At 70.8% G+C, this 17,804-nt stretch carries 14 protein-coding genes and 1 pseudogene; 7 read left to right on the forward strand and 8 right to left on the reverse strand.

The genetic code is table 11. The features are described 5' to 3' along the window. Nucleotides 1-12: 12 nt before the first annotated feature. From ABD366_RS34640 to ABD366_RS34650, 3 genes are all read left to right on the forward strand, one after another. Nucleotides 13-651, forward strand: a complete 639-nt coding sequence (locus ABD366_RS34640) for an ATP-binding protein (protein ID WP_324776087.1) — start codon at nt 13-15, stop codon at nt 649-651. A 77-nt stretch (nt 652-728) separates the two neighbouring features. Continuing rightward, nucleotides 729-1,019, forward strand: coding sequence for a hypothetical protein (locus ABD366_RS34645; protein ID WP_324776089.1), 291 nt, complete (start codon nt 729-731; stop codon nt 1,017-1,019). Beyond that, nucleotides 1,016-1,330: a hypothetical protein gene (locus ABD366_RS34650; RefSeq protein WP_324776091.1), complete on the forward strand. Its 315-nt coding sequence runs from the start codon at nt 1,016-1,018 to the stop codon at nt 1,328-1,330. Before ABD366_RS34645 ends, ABD366_RS34650 begins: the two co-directional genes overlap by 4 nt. 10 nt (nt 1,331-1,340) lie before the next feature. On the opposite strand, the gene ABD366_RS34655 is transcribed toward ABD366_RS34650, so the two are convergent. From ABD366_RS34655 to iolC, 6 genes and pseudogenes are all read right to left on the reverse strand, one after another. Then, complete coding sequence (locus ABD366_RS34655) at nt 1,341-2,762, reverse strand: APC family permease (protein WP_324776093.1); 1,422 nt, start codon at nt 2,760-2,762, stop codon at nt 1,341-1,343. A 418-nt stretch (nt 2,763-3,180) separates the two neighbouring features. Then, the gene (mmsA, locus tag ABD366_RS34660; RefSeq protein ID WP_324776095.1) at nt 3,181-4,713 is read right to left on the reverse strand and encodes a CoA-acylating methylmalonate-semialdehyde dehydrogenase; all 1,533 of its coding nucleotides are present in this window, start codon (nt 4,711-4,713) and stop codon (nt 3,181-3,183) included. 48 nt (nt 4,714-4,761) lie between these two features. Continuing rightward, nucleotides 4,762-6,609 (reverse strand): 3D-(3,5/4)-trihydroxycyclohexane-1,2-dione acylhydrolase (decyclizing), encoded by a 1,848-nt coding sequence (iolD, locus tag ABD366_RS34665; RefSeq protein WP_411293887.1) that lies wholly within the window; start codon nt 6,607-6,609, stop codon nt 4,762-4,764. 146 nt (nt 6,610-6,755) lie between these two features. Further along, nucleotides 6,756-7,586: a 5-deoxy-glucuronate isomerase gene (gene iolB / locus ABD366_RS34670; RefSeq protein WP_324776099.1), complete on the reverse strand. Its 831-nt coding sequence runs from the start codon at nt 7,584-7,586 to the stop codon at nt 6,756-6,758. Nucleotides 7,587-7,637: 51 nt separating this feature from the next. Further along, nucleotides 7,638-8,417: a Cgl0159 family (beta/alpha)8-fold protein gene (locus ABD366_RS43635; protein ID WP_425577008.1), complete on the reverse strand. Its 780-nt coding sequence runs from the start codon at nt 8,415-8,417 to the stop codon at nt 7,638-7,640. A 738-nt stretch (nt 8,418-9,155) separates the two neighbouring features. Then, a pseudogene (gene iolC, locus ABD366_RS34675) lies at nt 9,156-10,115 on the reverse strand (5-dehydro-2-deoxygluconokinase); the annotation flags it as partial. A gap of 186 nt (nt 10,116-10,301) precedes the next feature. Between iolC and ABD366_RS34680 the strand changes: the two are divergent. Continuing rightward, complete coding sequence (locus ABD366_RS34680) at nt 10,302-11,213, forward strand: sugar phosphate isomerase/epimerase family protein (RefSeq protein WP_324773535.1); 912 nt, start codon at nt 10,302-10,304, stop codon at nt 11,211-11,213. Nucleotides 11,214-11,556: 343 nt separating this feature from the next. Continuing rightward, the gene (locus tag ABD366_RS34685) at nt 11,557-11,757 is read left to right on the forward strand and encodes a helix-turn-helix transcriptional regulator (RefSeq protein WP_324773534.1); all 201 of its coding nucleotides are present in this window, start codon (nt 11,557-11,559) and stop codon (nt 11,755-11,757) included. Between the two features lie 111 nt (nt 11,758-11,868). Here the strand turns inward: ABD366_RS34685 and ABD366_RS34690 are convergent, their stop codons facing one another. Further along, complete coding sequence (locus tag ABD366_RS34690; protein ID WP_324773532.1) at nt 11,869-12,906, reverse strand: zinc-binding dehydrogenase; 1,038 nt, start codon at nt 12,904-12,906, stop codon at nt 11,869-11,871. Nucleotides 12,907-13,328: 422 nt separating this feature from the next. Here ABD366_RS34690 and ABD366_RS34695 point away from each other — a divergent pair, with 422 nt between their 5' ends. Together ABD366_RS34695 and ABD366_RS34700 are read left to right on the forward strand one after the other, a co-directional pair. Beyond that, a complete protein-coding gene (locus tag ABD366_RS34695) occupies nt 13,329-13,658 on the forward strand; it encodes a heavy-metal-associated domain-containing protein (protein WP_324773530.1) in 330 nt (109 codons plus the stop codon). Nucleotides 13,659-13,716: 58 nt separating this feature from the next. Beyond that, nucleotides 13,717-16,020, forward strand: coding sequence for a heavy metal translocating P-type ATPase (locus tag ABD366_RS34700; protein ID WP_324773528.1), 2,304 nt, complete (start codon nt 13,717-13,719; stop codon nt 16,018-16,020). Between the two features lie 427 nt (nt 16,021-16,447). On the opposite strand, the gene ABD366_RS34705 is transcribed toward ABD366_RS34700, so the two are convergent. Beyond that, nucleotides 16,448-17,746: a citrate synthase gene (locus ABD366_RS34705; protein WP_324773526.1), complete on the reverse strand. Its 1,299-nt coding sequence runs from the start codon at nt 17,744-17,746 to the stop codon at nt 16,448-16,450. Nucleotides 17,747-17,804: the final 58 nt, after the last annotated feature.

Raw genomic sequence — 17,804 nt, forward strand, 5'->3', positions numbered from 1 at the left:
GGACTGGAGGAGGTGCAGCTCGCGCTGGCGGGACGGCTGCTGGGCCGGGCGAGCGACAGCCTCGTTCAAGAGCAGGGCTCGGTCGTGCGGGACCTGATGGCAGCCCTGGGTGACGTGCTGCTGATCGCCGAGTGCCGCGGCGCCCGCCTCGGCACTCCACCTGATCCCGGCACTGCGGGCGCCGACGAGCCGGTCGTCGCCATCAGCGGGATGGTGCGTGCCCTGGCCGCGAGCGAGGGGCTGGACCTGGCCACGTTCCCGGGATCCACCGCCGCTTCGGCCGGTGCCGCGCGCCGCTTCGTGCGGGGTGTCACCGGCGCATGGAAACTCCCGGCAGAAACCGCGAACGATCTGGATACCGTCACCGGTGAGCTGGTCGGCAACGCCGTGTCCTACGGCGGCCTCGGCGTCATCACGGTCTCGCTCGCCCGAAGGCCCGCTTCCGTGACGGTCTGCGTGATCGATGACGGCGACGGTCCCAAGGCCCCCGCGCCACTACCGGCCCCGCCCGGCGTGGCGGGCCAGGACGAGGAATCGGGGCGAGGGCTCATGATCGTAGAGGCCCTGGCGGAAAGGTGGGGGTGGCGGCGTACTGGACGGGGCGGGCTCGCCGCCTGGGCCGCGATCGCGACCGGGTCGGGCGAGCGATGATGTTGTCCAAGTCGAGCAGTACCGCATGCCGTCCCAGGTACCTTGAAACGAGCGCCGTGAAAGGGGAACCGACCGAGATGACCACTCACCCCGTTGACTCCGAACCGCCCGCCCTGCCTCCGATGCGTACGATCGGCGAGCTGAGGGCGGCTCTCACCATGGGCTACGGCTTCCCCGGCGACGCCGACGACTTCGAAGCCGAACTGGCACGGGAGATCAATCACGCCGATCCCGCGGACCTCGCCGGCATCGTGCGCCTGGTGGAGGAGTTCCGGGGCCGGATCGCTGCCCGACAGGACCCCGGCTTCGACGCCGCCGTAGCCGCAGCCGCAGCCGAGATCCGCGCGGCCCGGGGTGCGTCTTCGTGAACGACGAAGCACCGCTTGTCGTCGCCGACATCACAAGCGAAGCCCGCATCCGCTGCGCGGCCATCGGCCAGGGAGCTGCGGAAGTCGTCGAGAATCTGCGCGCCGAGCTTGAGAAGAGCCCGACGCTGGGGCGACAGGTCCACAGCGCGATGGGAGAGCTGAAGCTCTACACGACGCGCCTTGAGGGCGCCGCGTCCCGCCCCGCCCTCACCGTCACTTATGTCTACGACGCTCCCCCGCCGGAGCCGGGCCTCATCCGCATCGCTCTCGTTTCTCCCGCTCGCTTCGCGGGTGGCGACTCCGAGTTCTGAAGGCCCGCGATCAGGCCTCTGCGTCCTCCGGGATCGAGATCAGCCAGCGAGTGGTGGGGCGCGGGCGCAGGTACAGCGCCCAGTACAGCGTCGCCGCCGCCGTGATCCCGCCCGTCCACAGCAGGTACGACGCCTCCTGCTGACTCAGTACGTACGCGAGCACCGCGATCAGCAGCACCGGGACCGCGGGCCACAGCGGCATCCGCCAGGCCGAGCGGTCGCGGTGCGCGCCGCGGCGGGCGAGGAGCGCGGCGACCGCCACGAGGATGTACATGCCGGTGACGGAGACGCCCGTCACGCCGTACAGGGTGTCGAGGTCGACGAAGCAGAGGGCCGCGCCGGGCACACCCACGACGAGGGTGGCGACCCACGGGGAGCCGAACCGGCCGAGCCGCGACAGGCCCCGGTTGACCGGGCCGGGCCACGCCTTGTCGCGGGCCGAGGCGAACAGGACGCGGGAGTTCTGGATGACCATGACGATGCCCGCGTTGATGATCGCGAGCGCGACGCAGAGCGAGACGAACGTGCCGACGGCCGAGTTCGACCATGCCTCGACCATGCCGCCGATGTCACCGGAGGTGAGCGCCGCGAGGTCCGGGGCGCCCATCGTGATCGCCACGACCGGGACGAGGATGATCACCGTGGAGATGGCGAGCGTGGCGAGGACCGTGCGGGAGACGGACGTACGGGGGTTCTCCAGCTCCTCGGAGAGGTAGACGGCCGTCGAGAAGCCCTGGGTCACGAAGAGGGCGATCGCGAGGCCGGACACCACCAGCATCGCCGTCACCGTGTCCGGGTGGGCCGACGAGCCGCTGCCGCCCGCCACCTGCATCGAGACCAGTGCGCCCGCGCCGCGTTCCGCGTGCGCGAAGCCGAGGACCGCGACGACGGCCGCCGCGATGACCTCCAGGACGAGGAAGACGCCGGTGATCCACGCGTTGGCGCGCAGGTCCAGCAGGCCGGCGAGGGTGGCGAGCAGCATGACCCCGGCGCCCGCGACCGACGGGTCCAGGTGCACGAGCGGCGCGAGGTAGTCGGCCGTGCCCATCGCGATCACCGGCGGCACGATCACCACGACGAGGAGCGACAGGACGAACACCAGCCAGCCGGCGAGGCGTCCCGCCAGCGTCGAGACCATGGCGTACTCGCCGCCCGCGCTGGGGATGAGCGTGCCCAGCTCCGAGTAGCAGAACGCCACGCCGATACAGAGCAGCGAGCCGATCGCGATGGTGAGCGCCGTCGCCGTGCCGAGGCCACCGAACAGGTCGGGCACGACGACGAAGAGCGTGGACGCGGGCGTCACGCACGACAGCGTGAGCAGGGTGCCGCCGACGACGCCGATGGAACGCTTGAGCTGCTGGGGAGCGGCCGTCTCCGGCGTGGGCTCCGGCACCGGGGGGACGGCGGTGGCGGGGCGAAGCGTGTCGGTCATGGAGCGGTTCCGATCGACTCGTGCGGCAGGTGGTCCGTGGTCCGGGCGGGAGCGCTATCGCCTCCGAAGGGCTCGGTGAGGGGTGGTACATCCGCTCCTGGCGCGTCATCGAACCCCGCCGGCATCCGGAACGTCAACGGCCGTTTCCCTGCGGAATCCGCAGCCGATGACTTTCTCAACTACCCGCGCATCTTCGGCTCTTGGTGAAGGTGGCCGTGTTCTGTGTTGTGCGCGGGCGAGTTGACCTTGATATGCAAGGTGCCTTGCGATGTGGACCTTTGCCGTCCCAATCGTCCTCTACGTACGGGAACCGCAGCCCCGCTCTCGAATTTCGCCGGAAGTTGTCCGCAGTCCGGACAACGCGCGAGTGCCCCGGGCCGCCTGGATCTGCGGGCCGGGGCACTCGGACGCGTAGGACTCAGTGGTTGCGCGGGAAGCCCAGGTCGACGCCGGCCGGGCTGTCGGACGGGTCCGGCCAGCGGGTCGTGACGACCTTGCCGCGCGTGTAGAAGTGCGTGCCGTCGTTGCCGTAGATGTGGTGATCGCCGAAGAGGCTGTCCTTCCAGCCACCGAAGGAGTGGTAGCCGACCGGGACCGGGATCGGCACGTTGACGCCGACCATGCCCGCCTCGACCTCCAGCTGGAAGCGGCGGGCCGCGCCGCCGTCCCGGGTGAAGATCGCCGTCCCGTTGCCGTAGCGCGAGTCGTTGATGAGCCGTACGCCCTCGTCGTACGTGTCCACGCGCAGGACGCACAGGACCGGGCCGAAGATCTCGTCCTGGTACGCCTTCGCCGACGTCGGTACGTGGTCGAGCAGCGAGAGGCCGATCCAGTGGCCGTTCTCGTGGCCCTCCACCGTGTAGCCGGTGCCGTCGAGGACCACCTCGCAGCCGTCGGCCGCCGCGCCCTCCACGTACGACGCCACCTTGTCGCGGTGGACGGCCGTGATGAGCGGGCCCATCTCGGACGCCGGGTCGCTGCCCGGGCCGATCTTGATCTTCTCGGCGCGGTCCTTGATCTTCGCGACCAGTTCGTCGCCGACCGGACCGACGGCCACCACGGCCGAGATGGCCATGCAGCGCTCGCCCGCCGAGCCGTACGCCGCCGAGACCGCCGCGTCCGCCGCCGCGTCCAGGTCGGCGTCGGGCAGCACCAGCATGTGGTTCTTGGCGCCGCCGAGCGCCTGCACCCGCTTGCCGTTGGCCGCCGCCGTGGTGTGGATGTGCCGGGCGATCGGCGTCGAGCCGACGAAGGAGACCGCCGCCACGTCCGGGTGCTCCAGAAGACGGTCCACCGCCACCTTGTCGCCGTGGACGACGTTGAAGACGCCGTCGGGCAGGCCCGCCTCGGACAGCAGTTCCGCGATCTTGATCGACGCCGACGGGTCCTTCTCCGACGGCTTCAGGACGAACGTGTTGCCGCACGCGATGGCGATCGGGAACATCCACATCGGCACCATCGCCGGGAAGTTGAACGGCGTGATGCCCACGACGACGCCGACCGGCTGGCGGATCGACGACACGTCCACCCGGCTCGCGACCTGCGTCGACAGCTCGCCCTTCAGCTGCACGTTGATCCCGCAGGCGAGATCGACGATCTCCAGGCCGCGCGCCACCTCGCCCAGCGCGTCCGCGTGCACCTTGCCGTGCTCGGCCGTGATCAGCTCGGCGATCGCGTCACGGTTGGCGTCGAGCAGCGCGCGGAACCGGAACAGGATCTCCGTGCGCTTCGCCAGCGACGACGTGCCCCAGCTCGCGTACGCCTCCCTCGCGGCGGCCACCGCCGCGTCCACCTCGTCGGCGCTCGCGAAGTCGACGTGCGTGGTGACCGCGCCCGTCGCCGGGTCGGTCACCGGGCCGTGGTTGCCCGAGACGCCCTCGACGGTCTTGCCGCCGATCCAGTGGTGGACCGACTTCGTGCCGGACTTCGTGCCGGACTTCGTGTCAGACATGTGGGCGACTCCTGTTGCGGTTCCCGCTGCTGCTTGGGGGCTGTTCTGTCAGAGGTGGCTGCGGCGCTTCGCCGCCTGGCGGTCGTACTCCTCGCGGGCCTTCACCGCCGGCGAGGAGTTCGCCGTCTCGGCCACGGGCACATCCCACCACGCCTGCGCCGGAGGCGGGCCCGACACTGTGTCGGCCGTTTCTGTCTCCACATAGACACATGTGGGGCGTGTCGCGGCGCGCGCCACGGCCAGCGCCTCGCGCAGTTCTCCGGCCGTCCTCGCCCGGTGTACGTCCATGCCCAGGCTCGCCGCGTTCGCCGCCAGGTCGAGCGGGAGGGGGCGGCCCGTGTAGGTGGCGTCGTCCGCGTTGCGGTAGCGGTAGGCCGTCGCGAAGCCCTCCGCCCCCACGGAGTCCGAGAGGCCGCCGATCGACGCGTAACCGTGGTTCTGGAGGATCACCATCTTGATCGGGATGTTCTCCTGCACCGCCGTCACCAGCTCCGTCGGCATCATCAGATACGTGCCGTCGCCGACCAGCGCCCACACCGGGCGGCCGGGCGCCGCCAGCGCCACGCCGATCGACGCCGGGATCTCGTAGCCCATGCAGGAGTAGCCGTACTCCACGTGGTACTGATCGCGTGAACGCGTCCGCCAGAGCTTGTGCAGATCGCCGGGGAGCGAGCCCGCCGCGTTGATGAGAATGTCATCGGCCGTCACCAACTCGTCCAGGATTCCCAGGACTTGGGTCTGGGTCGGCGGGCGGTCCTGGGTTTCCGCTGTTGTGTAGCAGGCTGTGATCTTCTGTTCCCAGTGCTCCTTGGCTTGTGTGTAGTCCTCTACGTAGGCGGGGGGTGTGGTGTAGCCCTGTGCTGCCTCCTTGAGCGCCGTCAGGGCCTCCCGCGCGTCCGCCACCAACGGGAGCGCCGCCAGCTTGTGCGCGTCGAACGACGCCACGTTGAGGTTCAGGAAACGGACCGCCGGGTTCGCGAAGAGCGTGCCCGACGCCGTCGTGAAGTCCGTGTACCGGGTGCCCACACCGATCACCAGGTCCGCCGTCCTGGCCAGTTCGTCCGCCGTCGCCGTGCCCGTGTGGCCGATACCGCCCACGTCCGCCGGGTGGTCGTGCCGCAGCGCGCCCTTGCCCGCCTGCGTGGACGCCACCGGGATGCCCGTCGCCTCCGCGAAAGCCCTCAGCGCCTCCTCCGCGCCGCTGTGGTGGACTCCGCCTCCCGCGATGATCAAGGGGCGGGTCGATTCCCTCAATGCCTGTGCGGCCGCGCGTAGTTCCGTTGCATCGGGAGCAGCGCGGCGGATCGTCCACGTGCGTTCCGTGAAGAATCCACTCGGCCAGTCGTACGCCTCCGCCTGCACGTCCTGGGGCAGCGCCAGCGTGACCGCCCCCGTCTCCACCGGGTCCGTCAGCACCCGCATCGCCTGCAACGCCGCCGGGATCAGCTGCTCCGGGCGCGAGATCCGGTCGAAGTACCTCGACACCGGGCGCAGACAGTCGTTCACCGACACATCACCCGCGTACGGCACCTCCAGCTGCTGGAGCACCGGGTCCGCCGGGCGCGCCGCGAACACGTCCCCGGGGAGCAGCAGCACCGGCAGGTGGTTGATCGTGGCCAGCGCCGCGCCCGTGACCAGGTTCGTCGCGCCCGGGCCGATCGACGTCGTCACGGCGTGCGCGGACAGGCGGTCGCTCTGGCGGGCGTAGCCCACCGCCGCGTGCACCATCGCCTGCTCGTTGCGGCCCTGATGGAACTTCATCCCGTCGCCGTACTGGACCAGCGCCTGGCCCAGCCCCGCCACGTTGCCGTGACCGAAGATGCCCCAGGTCGCCTCGATGAGGCGGTGGCGGACGCCGTCCCGTTCCGTGTACTGGCGGGTCAGGAAGTGGATCAGGGCCTGTGCCGTGGTGAGCCGTAGATGCCCCGGTTCGGCTTGCCGTTCGGTGTGCGGTTCGGCTTGCCGTTCGGTGTGCGGTTCGGCTTGCCGTTTGGGCTGCGGTTCGGTCTGTGGTTCGGTCTGCGGTTTGCTTTGGTCCCGCGTCACCTGTAGCCCTCCGTCTTGTGATCCGGGTGGAAACAGATCTTCCAGTCCCGCTCCTGTCCCGGCCCCGCCATCACATTCAGGTAGTACATGTCGTGACCCGGCTGGGCGATCGACGGGCCGTGCCAGCCGTCCGGGACCAGGACCGCGTCCCCCGTGCGCACCTCCGCCAGGAGATCCGTGCCGCCCGGACGGGACGGGGACACCCGCTGGTATCCGTAGCCGGGCGCGCCCGTGCCGGGGTCGTCCTCGATCTCGAAGTAGTAGATCTCCTCCAGGCACGTCTCCACGCCGGGGCGGTGCTCGTCGTGCTTGTGCGGAGGGTACGAGGACCAGTTGCCGCCCGGTGTGATCACCTCGACCGCGATCAGCTGGTCGCAGTCGAACGTGTCCGCCGCCGCGAAGTTACGGACCCTGCGTGCCGTCATGCCGGCGCCCCTGGCCTCGACGGGTACCTCCGGCGCGGGGCCGTGACGGACGGGGAGTCGTCGCCCGCACTTCGCTCCTGCCAGGGCGAAGCGGCCTCCCGCACCGGAGGCGATCTCTGCGCGGGTGTCCCGCGGTAGGTACGCGAAGTCGCTCGGCCCCCTGAACACGTCTGCCCTGCCCAGCAGTTCGATACTCCGCCCTTCTGCCTCGATCGAGCAACCGCCCGACAGAGGCAGCACGATCCATTCACTCTCGCCGGTGTCGAACACGTGCCGTTGGGCGGGCGCCAGTTCGAGGATGCGGAGTCCTGCTCGGGACCACGTGGGCAGGTCCGTCTTGTCCGGGTCGACGGCCAGGGCGTACGGGCCGTCCGCCGCGGTGCCTGTGGGGAGGTGTGTCATTTCTGCGCCTTCCTCCTTGGGTCTGTGCGGTCGGTGTGGTGAGTGCCGTGGCTACAGCAGGCTTACCGCCGTGTCCACCGCCTGCGCCACGTCGCCGTCCGGCGGGTAGAGCAGCGAACGGCCCACCACCAAGCCCTGCACCGTGGGAAGTTGCAGCGCACCCCGCCATTTCTCGTACGTCGCCTCCTGGTCGCCGTCCTTGATGTCGCCGCCCAGCAGTACCGCCGGAAGCGTCGTCGTCTCCATCACGCGCGCCATGGCTGTCGGGTCGTCCGTGACCGGGAGCTTCAGCCAGGTGTAGGCGGAAGTGCCGCCCAGGCCGGAGGCTACGGCTATGGACCGCACTACCGCTTCTGGACTCAAGTCGTTGCGCAGCAGGCCCGAATCGGGGTCCCTGCGGGAGACGAACGGTTCGACGAAGACCGGCAGGCGGTGGGCCGCCATGGCGTCCACGGCGCGGGCCGCCGCCTCGATGGTGCGTACGGAGCCCTCGGTCGGGTCGTCGTAGTCGATCCGCAGCAGGAGCTTGCCGGCGTCGAAGCCGCGGCGGTGCAGGTCGGACGGGGTGTACCCGGTGAAACGGTCGTCGAGCTCGAAGGAGGCGCCCGCCAGGCCGCCGCGGTTCATGGAACCCAGGACGATCTTGTCGTCGAGGGCGCCCAGGAGGAGCAGGTCGTCCAGTACGTCGGCGGAGGCGAGTACGCCGTCCACTCCTGGGCGGGACAGGGCCAGGCAGAGCCGGGTCAGCAGGTCTGCGCGGTCCGCCATGGCGAACGGGCGGTCGCCTGCGGCCAGGGCGCCGCGGGCCGGGTGGTCGGCGGCGATGATCATCAGGCGGGCGGTGGGGGTGGGGAGCAGCGGGCGCCGCCTCCGCCGCGCGGCCGCTTCGGCCACAGCCTCGGGTCGTTCGGCCCGTAGCCGTGCCAGTACGCGGAGGTCGGGCAACTGATGCGGCGAGGGGGCGGGGGCCGGGGCAGGAGCCGGCGACTGGTGCGGCGAGGCAGCGGGGGCAGGGGCAGGAGCCGGCAACTGGTGCGGCGAGGCAGCGGGGGCAGGGGCAGGAGCCGGCAACTGGTGCGGCGAGGCAGCGGGGGCAGGGGCAGGAGCCGGCAACTGGTGCGGCGAGGGGGCGGGGCCGGGGCGGGGTGCCTCCTCGGCCGGTTCGGTCTCGTCGCCACCGGACGCCGAAGGCGGGTGATCCGGGATGCGGTGCCTGCGGAGTCCTGCGGGGGCACCCCACCCCGTCCCCTCCTGCACGCTCCCGTCCGCGACTGCGTCCCCGATTGCTGGCTCGATCAACCCCCGGCCCGCACCTCCGTTGCCAGCCCCCGTCTCCTCCAACCCCCGGCCCGCACCTCCGTTGCCAGCCCCCGTCTCCTCCAACCCCCGGCCTGCCGGCCCCCCGCCCGCAGCTCCGTCACCGCCCCCCGCCTTGGGCAATCTGCCGCCTGGGGCGGCAGGGTGGGCAAGGCGGCCCCCGAGCGCCGGGCCACCGTTCTCATCGGGGGAAGACTCGATGCGGGTCCCCGCGGTCACGTGTTCGGGTGGGCGGGGGGTTACGTCGGCCACTCCCGAGATCAGGGCCGTTTCGATCTCGGCCGGGGTTGGCATTGCCGAGGAGCACTCCAGGCGGGAGGCCACGATCGCCCCGGCCGCGTTGGCGAACCGCATGACCCGGGTCAGCCCCCAACCGGCCAGCAGGCCCTGGCACAGGGCGCCGCCGAACGCGTCGCCCGCCCCCAGACCGTTCAGGACGTCCACGGGAAGCGGGGGCACCTCCGCCGTCTCCCCGTCGGACGTCATCGCCAGGACACCACGCGGGCCCTGCTTGACGACCGCGAGGCGCAGCCCGAAGGAGAGCAGCGCGCGCGCCGCGGCCGTCGGTTCTCGTTCTCCCGTCGCGATCTCGACCTCGTCCACATTGCCTACGGCCACCGTCGCGTGGCGCAACGCCTCCACGTAGTACGGGCGTGCCGACTCGGGGTTGTCCCAGAACATGGGGCGCCAGTCGAGGTCGAGGACCGTGTCCCCCACGACCCCGGTGGCCGCCGCACGGTGCTCCAGCGCGGACAGCGTCGCCGTTCTGCTGGGCTCCGCGCACAGGCCCGTACCGGTCACCCAGAAGATGCGCGCGGAGCGGATCGCGTCGAGGTCGAGTTCGTCCGGGGCGATCTCCAGGTCGGGTGCCTTGGGGCGGCGGTAGAAGTACAGCGGGAAGTCGTCCGGCGGGAAGATCTCGCAGAAGGTGATGGGCGTGGGGAGACCGTCGACCGGTGTCACCCAGCGCGCGTCGACCTCGAAGCGCTCCAGCTGGTCGCGGAGATAGTCGCCGAACGGGTCCCGGCCCGTACGGCTGATCGTGGCGGTGCGCAGGCCCAGGCGGGCCGCCGCCACCGCCACGTTCGTCGAGGAACCCCCGACGAACTTGCCGAACGCGTCCACGTCCGCGAGCTTTCTGCCCGCCTGTAGCGGATACAGGTCCACCCCGATCCGGCCCATCGTGATCAGGTCGAACTCGCTGCGGGCCATGGGGGCCACGTGGGCCATACGAGGTTCCCTTCGACGGTGGCGTTCGGCGGGAGACGGGGGCGCGGGGATACGTTGCGGCGAGCCTGCTGTCGTATCTAGTCCTGTACCCGCTTTCCTGTCAACGTTTTGTCCTGACATTCGGACGATGCCTTGACACCCTTCTCGGGGGCCCTTGAGGCTGGTCCCATGACGACCCGGACATCACGGACAGCACGCATCCGCATCGGCTCGGCACCCGACTCCTGGGGCGTCTGGTTCCCCGACGACCCCCGCCAGATTCCCTGGCAGCGCTTCCTCGACGAGGTCACCGAGGCCGGTTACGAGTGGATCGAGCTGGGCCCGTACGGATATCTGCCGAGCGATCCGCGCGTGCTCGCCGAGGAGACCGGGCGGCGGGGGCTGAGCGTGTCCGCCGGCACCGTGTTCACCGGGCTGCATCACGGGCCCGCCGTCTGGGAGCGCACCTGGGAGCACGTCGCGTCGATCGCCGCCCTCACCCGCGACATGGGCGCCCGGCATCTGGTCGTCATCCCGTCTTTCTGGCGCGACGACAAGACCGGGGAGGTCATCGAAGGGTCCACGCTCAGCGCCGAGCAATGGGGGCATCTGGCCGCCGGTACCGAGCGGCTGGCGCGCGAGGTGGGCGACAAGTACGGGCTGCGCGTCGTCGTCCATCCGCACGCCGACACCCATATCGACACCGAGGAGAACGTCGCCCGTTTCCTCGACGCCACCGACCCCGGCCTCGTCTCGCTGTGCCTGGACACCGGGCACTACGCGTACTGCGGCGGCGACAGCGTCAAGCTCATCGAGACGTACGGCGAGCGCATCGGCTATCTGCATCTCAAGCAGGTGGATCCGGCGGTGCTGGCCGGAGTGCGGGAGAGCGGTACGCCCTTCGGGCCGGCCGTGGCGCAAGGTGTGATGTGCGAACCGCCGCGTGGCGTACCGGAGTTGGAGCCCGTGCTGGCTGCCGCCGCGCGGCTCGACGTCGATCTCTTCGCCATCGTCGAGCAGGACATGTACCCGTGCGAACCGGAACGGCCGCTGCCGATCGCCCGTCGCACGCGGGGCTATCTGCGCTCCTGCGGCGTGTAGCAGCATCGGTGGTCGGTGGTCGGTGGTGGGAGACGGCGGCCCCGCCGCCCCCGGCTGCCGCCCGGGGCGGCGGGGCCGGCCCACCTCGCGCGTTCGGGTCCTCCGTAGGGGTCTGTCCGCTCGGGCGCCGTTGCATGCGTCCGCAACGCGACCCCTTTGCATCATTCACGTCACAAACGCCCCCTTCCTGTCACACATGTCTGGCATACGCGGGTTCTGCGTCACAGGGGTCCCACAGGCCCTCCCTTCACCTCGGTGCTCATCGTTCTCGGGCACAGGGTGGGTGATCGCCGGCGGCCACCCCCGAGCCGCCGTCGCGACATCCGCCAGGGAGGAGCCACTGATGACCGACCGCAGGCTCTGGTCGTACAAAGAGATCGCCGCGCACATCCGCGTGCAGCCCGACACGGTCCGCTCGTACCGCAAACACGGCCTGCTGCCACCCCCCGACCACGTGGAGAACGGCAAGCCCTTCTGGTACGCCGACACCGTCCGCAAATGGGTCGCGTCCCGCCCCCGCAACAGGGGCCGCGAGAGAGACTGACCCACCCCGCCGCACACCCGTACGGGCGCCCCTCCAGGGGCGCCCTCCAGGGGCGCGGGGAACTGCGCGAGCAACCACGACGCACCCGCAGCGCCCACGCGCCGGCAAGCTCTACGGCGAGAACGGCTCGATCACGGTCACCCCCACCCCGGACGCCGCACCCATGGCCGCGAGAGCAAGGCCCGCCTGCGCGAGCGGGATCCGCGACGTCACCAGCAACTCGGGGCGCAACACCCCGCCCCGCACCAGCTCCAGCATCCCCGGATACGTGTGCGCGGCCATCCCGTGGCTGCCGATCAGCTCCAGCTCCCACGCGAGCACCCGCCCCATCGGCACGACCGGGTCCTCGGGCAGCAGCCCCACCTGCACATGCCGCCCCCGCCGTCGCAGCCCGCGCACGGACGCCGCGCACGTCGCCTCCGAGCCCAGCGCGTCGAGCGACAGATGCGCGCCGCCTCGCGTCAACTCCCGTACGGCGTCCGCCACATCGTCCGCCTGCGTCGCGTCCACGCATTCGACGGCGCCGAACTTCCTGGCCAGTTCGAGCGCTCCGGGTGCGACGTCCACGGCCACCACCCGCGCCCCGGCCGCCGCCGCGATCATCACGGCGGACAGGCCCACGCCGCCGCAGCCGTGCACCGCCATCCACTCCCCCGCCGCAACCCGGCCCTGCTGCACGACCGCCCGGAACGCCGTCGCGAACCGGCAGCCGAGGCCGGCCGCCGTCCCGAAGGCCATCCCGTCCGGCATCGCCACCAGGTTCACCTCGGCGTGGTCCAGGGCCACGTACTCGGCGAAGGAGCCCCAGTGCGTGAATCCGGGCTGCGTCTGGCGTTCGCAGACCTGCTGGTCCCCTGCCGCGCACGCCGCGCAACTGCCGCACGCGCAGACGAACGGCACCGTCACCCGGTCCCCGGCCCGGCACCCGCGCACGTCGGCGCCCACCTCCTGCACCACTCCGGCGAGTTCGTGCCCGGGCACGTGCGGCAGCACGATGTCCGGGTCGTGGCCCATCCAGCCGTGCCAGTCGCTGCGGCACAGGCCGGTCGCCTCGACGCGTACGACGACCCCGTGCGGCGCGGGCTCCGGGTCCGGCACCTCTCTTACGTCGGCCGGTTCACCGAACCGCTCGAACACGACGGCGCGCATCCACCCACCTCATCTCCGTATCCCCGTGTCTTCGCAGAAGCCGCGGTTCACGGTAGCCGCGGGGCCGTCGCCCCGGCCCGGCCCGCGTTCCGGACTGCGACTTACCGGGCTCTTCGCTAAACTTCCGGCAAATCACCCATAGGTTCGCGCAGGGCTACCTCCCCGAGCCCGCCGGGGCCCAGAAGCACCTCTTCACGCTCTTCTCGGTCGGCGGCCTGGTGCTCGTCTCGCTCCTCGGACTCGCCTGGGCGCGCTCCCCGTCCCGCCGCGATCCTTCTTGGAAGAGTACCCCCTAGGGGTATAGGGTCGGGAGAGTACGAGTTTCGAGTGGGTCGGAAGGTGCCGGGGGTACCCGGCCCCGCGTCCGGCCCTCACTCGCCCCGACTCGAACCCTTCCTTCGGCTTCCAGCAAGGAGAACGACATGAGCGCCCAGACCGAGCTCCACCAGATCGGCACCGAGGCCGCGGCGTCCGCGCCCGCCGAGGGCTCCTGCTGTGGCGGCGCCTGCCACGGCGACGCCTCGGCCCCGGCCGAGGGCTCCGTCACCACGGTCTACGAGGTCAAGGGCATGACCTGCGGCCACTGCGAGGACGCGGTCGCCGGCGAGATCTCCGAGCTCGCCGGGGTCGCCTCCGTCCAGGCGGTCGCCGCCTCCGGTCAGGTCACGGTGGTCTCCGCGGCCCCGCTCGACGAGGAGGCCGTCCGCGCCGCCGTCGACGAGGCCGGGTACGAACTGGTCGGCACGGTCTGAGCAGGCTCCGGGCCGGGCCCCGGTGGTCCGGCCCGCCCGCCGTACCCTCGACATCACCATGACGGACGCACCTCCCACCGACATCGACCTCGCGATCGGCGGCATGACCTGCGCCGCCTGCTCCGCCCGCATCGAGAAGAAACTCAACCGCCTCGACGGCGTGACGGCGACGGTCAACCTGGCCACGGAGAAGGCGAAGATCTCCTACGCCAATGCCGACATCACCCCCCAGACCTTGATCGACACGATCACCAAACTGGGCTACACGGCGGAGGCTACGATCCAGCCCCCGCCAGACCCCGCCAGGGGCGCGGGGAACGGCGCGATCAGCCACGACGACGCCGCGGCCGCCACAGACACCGTCACCCCTACGGCGAGCAGCCCCGCCCCCGGCACCCCCATCGCCCAGCGCCTGAGCGTCTCCGCGCTGCTCACGGTTCCCGTGATCCTCCTCGCCATGATCCCCGCCCTCCAGTTCGACAACTGGCAGTGGCTTTCGCTGACCCTGGCCGCGCCGGTGGTGGTCTGGGGCGGCCTCCCGTTCCACCGCGCCGCGTGGACCAACGCCCGGCACGGCGCCGCCACCATGGACACGCTCGTCTCCCTGGGCACGCTCGCCGCCTTCGGCTGGTCCCTGTGGGCGCTGTTCCTCGGCGACGCCGGGATGCCGGGCATGCGGCACGGGTTCACGTTCGTCACCGAGCGCGGCGGCGCCTCCTCCACCATCTATCTGGAGGTGGCCTCGGGCGTCGTCACGTTCATCCTCGTCGGCCGCTGCCTGGAAGCCCGCGCCCGGCGCAGCGCGGGCGCCGCGCTCAGGGCCCTGCTCGAACTCGGCGCGAAGGATGTCGCCCTGCTCGCCGCGGACGGCACCGAAGTGCGTGTGCCCGCCGACCGGCTGGCCCCCGGCGACCGGTTCGTCGTACGGCCCGGGGAGAAGATCGCCACCGATGGCACCGTCGTCGAGGGCGTGAGCGCCGTCGACGCCTCCGTGCTGACCGGCGAGTCGGTTCCGGTGGATGTGGCCGTCGGGTCCGCCGTCACGGGGGCGACCGTCAATGCCGGTGGGCGGCTCGTCGTGGAAGCGACCCGCGTGGGCGCCGACACCCGGCTCGCGCAGATGGCCCGGCTCGTCGAGGACGCCCAGACCGGCAAGGCGCAGGTGCAGCGCCTGGCCGACCGGGTCTCGGCGGTCTTCGTACCGGTGGTCGTCGCGATCGCCCTCGGCACCCTGGTCGTACGTCTTCTCGCCACGGGTGACACGACCGCCGCGTTCAGCTCGGCCGTCGCCGTACTGATCATCGCCTGCCCGTGCGCCCTCGGCCTGGCCACACCGACCGCACTCATGGTCGGCACCGGGCGCGGCGCTCAGCTCGGCATCCTCATCAAGGGGCCCGAGGTCCTGGAGGCGACCCGCGCCGTCGACACGGTCGTCCTCGACAAGACCGGCACCGTGACCACCGGCCGGATGGCCCTTATCGCCGTGCACGCGGTCGAGGGTGTCGACGAGAAGGAACTGCTGCGGCTGGCCGGCGCCGTGGAGCATGCCTCGGAGCATCCGGTGGCCCGTGCCGTCGCGGCGGGCGCCGCCGACCGTGCGGGCGAGCTACCGGCGGTCGAGGGCTTCGACAGTGTTCCCGGGCTCGGCGTGCGCGGCACCGTGGAGGGCCGTGCCGTCCTCGTGGGGCGCGAGCGGCTGCTCGTCGACGCGGGGATCGAGCTGCCGCCCGCTGTGACGGCGGCGCGGCAGACCGCCGAGGCGGAGGGCGGTACGGCGGTCACGGTCGCCTGGGACGGGGTGGCACGCGGCGTCCTGGCCGTCGCCGACACGGTCAAGGAGACGAGCGCCCGGGCCGTCGCCGACCTGCGCTCGCTCGGGCTCACCCCGATGCTGCTGACCGGTGACAACCGGGCCGCCGCGCTGGCCGCCGCGCGGGCGGTGGGCATCGACCCCGGCGACGTGATCGCGGAGGTCCTGCCGCAGGACAAGGTCGAGGTGATCCGGCGGCTGAGAGCGGAGGGGCGGGGCGTCGCGATGGTCGGGGACGGGGTGAACGACGCCGCCGCTCTGGCCACCGCCGATCTCGGTCTCGCCATGGGGACCGGTACGGACGCGGCGATCGAGGCGGGCGATCTGACGCTGGTCCGCGGCGATCTGCGGGTGGCGGCGGACGCGATCCGGCTCTCGCGCCGCACGCTGGCCACCATCAAGGGCAACCTCTGCTGGGCCTTCGGCTACAACGTGGCCGCGCTGCCGCTGGCCGCCGCCGGGCTGCTGAATCCGATGATCGCGGGGGCCGCGATGGCCTTCTCCTCGGTCTTCGTGGTCACAAACAGTCTGCGACTTCGCAGATTCATCTAGATAGGCCTGGACCTCCACATAATCCACACGGCACAATTGCAGCACTCTCACGCACGAGGCTCACATCTACATATCGGGCCTCTTGCGTACACACGGGACATAAGCAAGAGACGCAGATCACAACGATGAGAACGTAACCCTTTGCCGGTCCCGTGAGTCTAAGGAGGCGATGCAGGAACGTCTTGGGGGGCGTTTCCGTATCGACCGGGACCGTCTTGGGGGACGGGACCGACTGCGTTGGCCGGGGCACGTGCACCGGGGAGCTTGAGCGGCCACCCGTGCGTACGTGTTCCGGCGGCCGACGCGGACACAGACGCCCGGCCGGATCCCGTGGGGGGAATCCGCACCGGGAAAAGGAAGGCGCCCCGACTGTCGACCCGTGGGGGGATCGGCAGCGGGGCGCTTTCCGCTACTTACGGCCTGCTGGTCAGCGCTGCTCGACCGGGACGAAGTCCCGCTCGACGACGCCCGTGTAGATCTGGCGCGGGCGGCCGATGCGCGACCCGGGCTCCTTGATCATCTCGTGCCACTGGGCGATCCAGCCCGGGAGACGGCCCAGCGCGAAGAGCACCGTGAACATCTCGGTCGGGAAGCCCATGGCCCGGTAGATCAGGCCCGTGTAGAAGTCGACGTTCGGGTAGAGCTTGCGCTCGACGAAGTAGTCGTCGGCCAGCGCGTGCTCCTCCAGCTTCAGCGCGATGTCGAGCAGCTCGTCGCTCTTGCCGAGCGCCGAGAGGACGTCGTGCGCCGCCGCCTTGATGATCTTCGCCCGGGGGTCGAAGTTCTTGTAGACGCGGTGCCCGAAGCCCATGAGCTTCACGCCGTCTTCCTTGTTCTTCACCTTGCGGATGAAGGTGTCGACGTCGCCGCCGGAGGCCTGGATGCCCTCGAGCATCTCGAGCACCGACTGGTTGGCGCCGCCGTGCAGCGGGCCCCACAGGGCCGAGATGCCCGCGGAGATCGACGCGAACATGTTGGCCTGCGAGGAGCCGACCAGACGCACGGTGGACGTCGAGCAGTTCTGCTCGTGGTCCGCGTGCAGGATGAGCAGCTTGTCCAGCGCGGCGACGACCGTCGGGTCCAGGTCGTACTCGGCGGCCGGCACGGAGAACGTCATGCGCAGGAAGTTCTCGACGTAGCCGAGGTCGTTGCGCGGGTAGACGACCGGGTGGCCCTGCGACTTCTTGTACGCGTAGGCCGCGATCGTCGGAAGCTTCGCGAGAAGGCGGATCGTCGAAAGGTGACGCTGCTTCTCGTCGAACGGGTTGTGGCTGTCCTGGTAGAAGGTGGACAGCGCGGAGACGACCGACGACAGCATGGCCATCGGGTGGGCGTCGCGCGGGAACCCGTCGTAGAACCGCTTGACGTCCTCGTGCAGCAGGGTGTGCTGCGTGATCTCGTTCTTGAAGGTGGAGAGCTCGTCGACGGTGGGGAGCTCGCCGTTGATCAGCAGGTACGCCACCTCGGTGAAGGTGGAACGCTCGGCCAGCTGCTCGATCGGGTAACCGCGGTAGCGCAGGATGCCCTGCTCGCCGTCCAGGTAGGTGATCGCGGATTTATAGGCGGCGGTGTTGCCGTAACCGCTGTCGAGGGTCACCAGACCTGTCTGGGCCCGGAGCTTCCCGATGTCGAAGCCCTTGTCGCCGACGGTGCTGTCGATCACCGGGTAGGTGTACTCGCCATCGCCGTACCGCAGTACTACAGCGTTGTTGGTGTGCTCGCTCACGTCTCGTCCCTCACCGACGTAGTGCCTCTTCTTCGAGGTGCCCTGACTGTCTCTACCA

Source organism: Streptomyces kunmingensis, from assembly GCF_039533535.1.
Lineage (GTDB): Bacteria > Actinomycetota > Actinomycetes > Streptomycetales > Streptomycetaceae > Streptomyces > Streptomyces kunmingensis.

Excerpts from the sequence above, each read along its gene's own strand:
- ABD366_RS34645 (WP_324776089.1), top strand. The coding sequence starts at position 729 with ATGACCACTCACCCCGTTGACTCCGAACCGCCCGCCCTGCCTCCGATG.
- ABD366_RS34655 (WP_324776093.1), bottom strand. The coding sequence starts at position 2,762 with ATGACCGACACGCTTCGCCCCGCCACCGCCGTCCCCCCGGTGCCGGAG.
- mmsA (WP_324776095.1), bottom strand. The coding sequence starts at position 4,713 with ATGTCTGACACGAAGTCCGGCACGAAGTCCGGCACGAAGTCGGTCCAC.
- iolB (WP_324776099.1), bottom strand. The coding sequence starts at position 7,586 with ATGACACACCTCCCCACAGGCACCGCGGCGGACGGCCCGTACGCCCTG.
- ABD366_RS43635 (WP_425577008.1), bottom strand. The coding sequence starts at position 8,417 with ATGATCATCGCCGCCGACCACCCGGCCCGCGGCGCCCTGGCCGCAGGC.
- ABD366_RS34680 (WP_324773535.1), top strand. The coding sequence starts at position 10,302 with ATGACGACCCGGACATCACGGACAGCACGCATCCGCATCGGCTCGGCA.
- ABD366_RS34685 (WP_324773534.1), top strand. The coding sequence starts at position 11,557 with ATGACCGACCGCAGGCTCTGGTCGTACAAAGAGATCGCCGCGCACATC.
- ABD366_RS34690 (WP_324773532.1), bottom strand. The coding sequence starts at position 12,906 with ATGCGCGCCGTCGTGTTCGAGCGGTTCGGTGAACCGGCCGACGTAAGA.
- ABD366_RS34695 (WP_324773530.1), top strand. The coding sequence starts at position 13,329 with ATGAGCGCCCAGACCGAGCTCCACCAGATCGGCACCGAGGCCGCGGCG.
- ABD366_RS34700 (WP_324773528.1), top strand. The coding sequence starts at position 13,717 with ATGACGGACGCACCTCCCACCGACATCGACCTCGCGATCGGCGGCATG.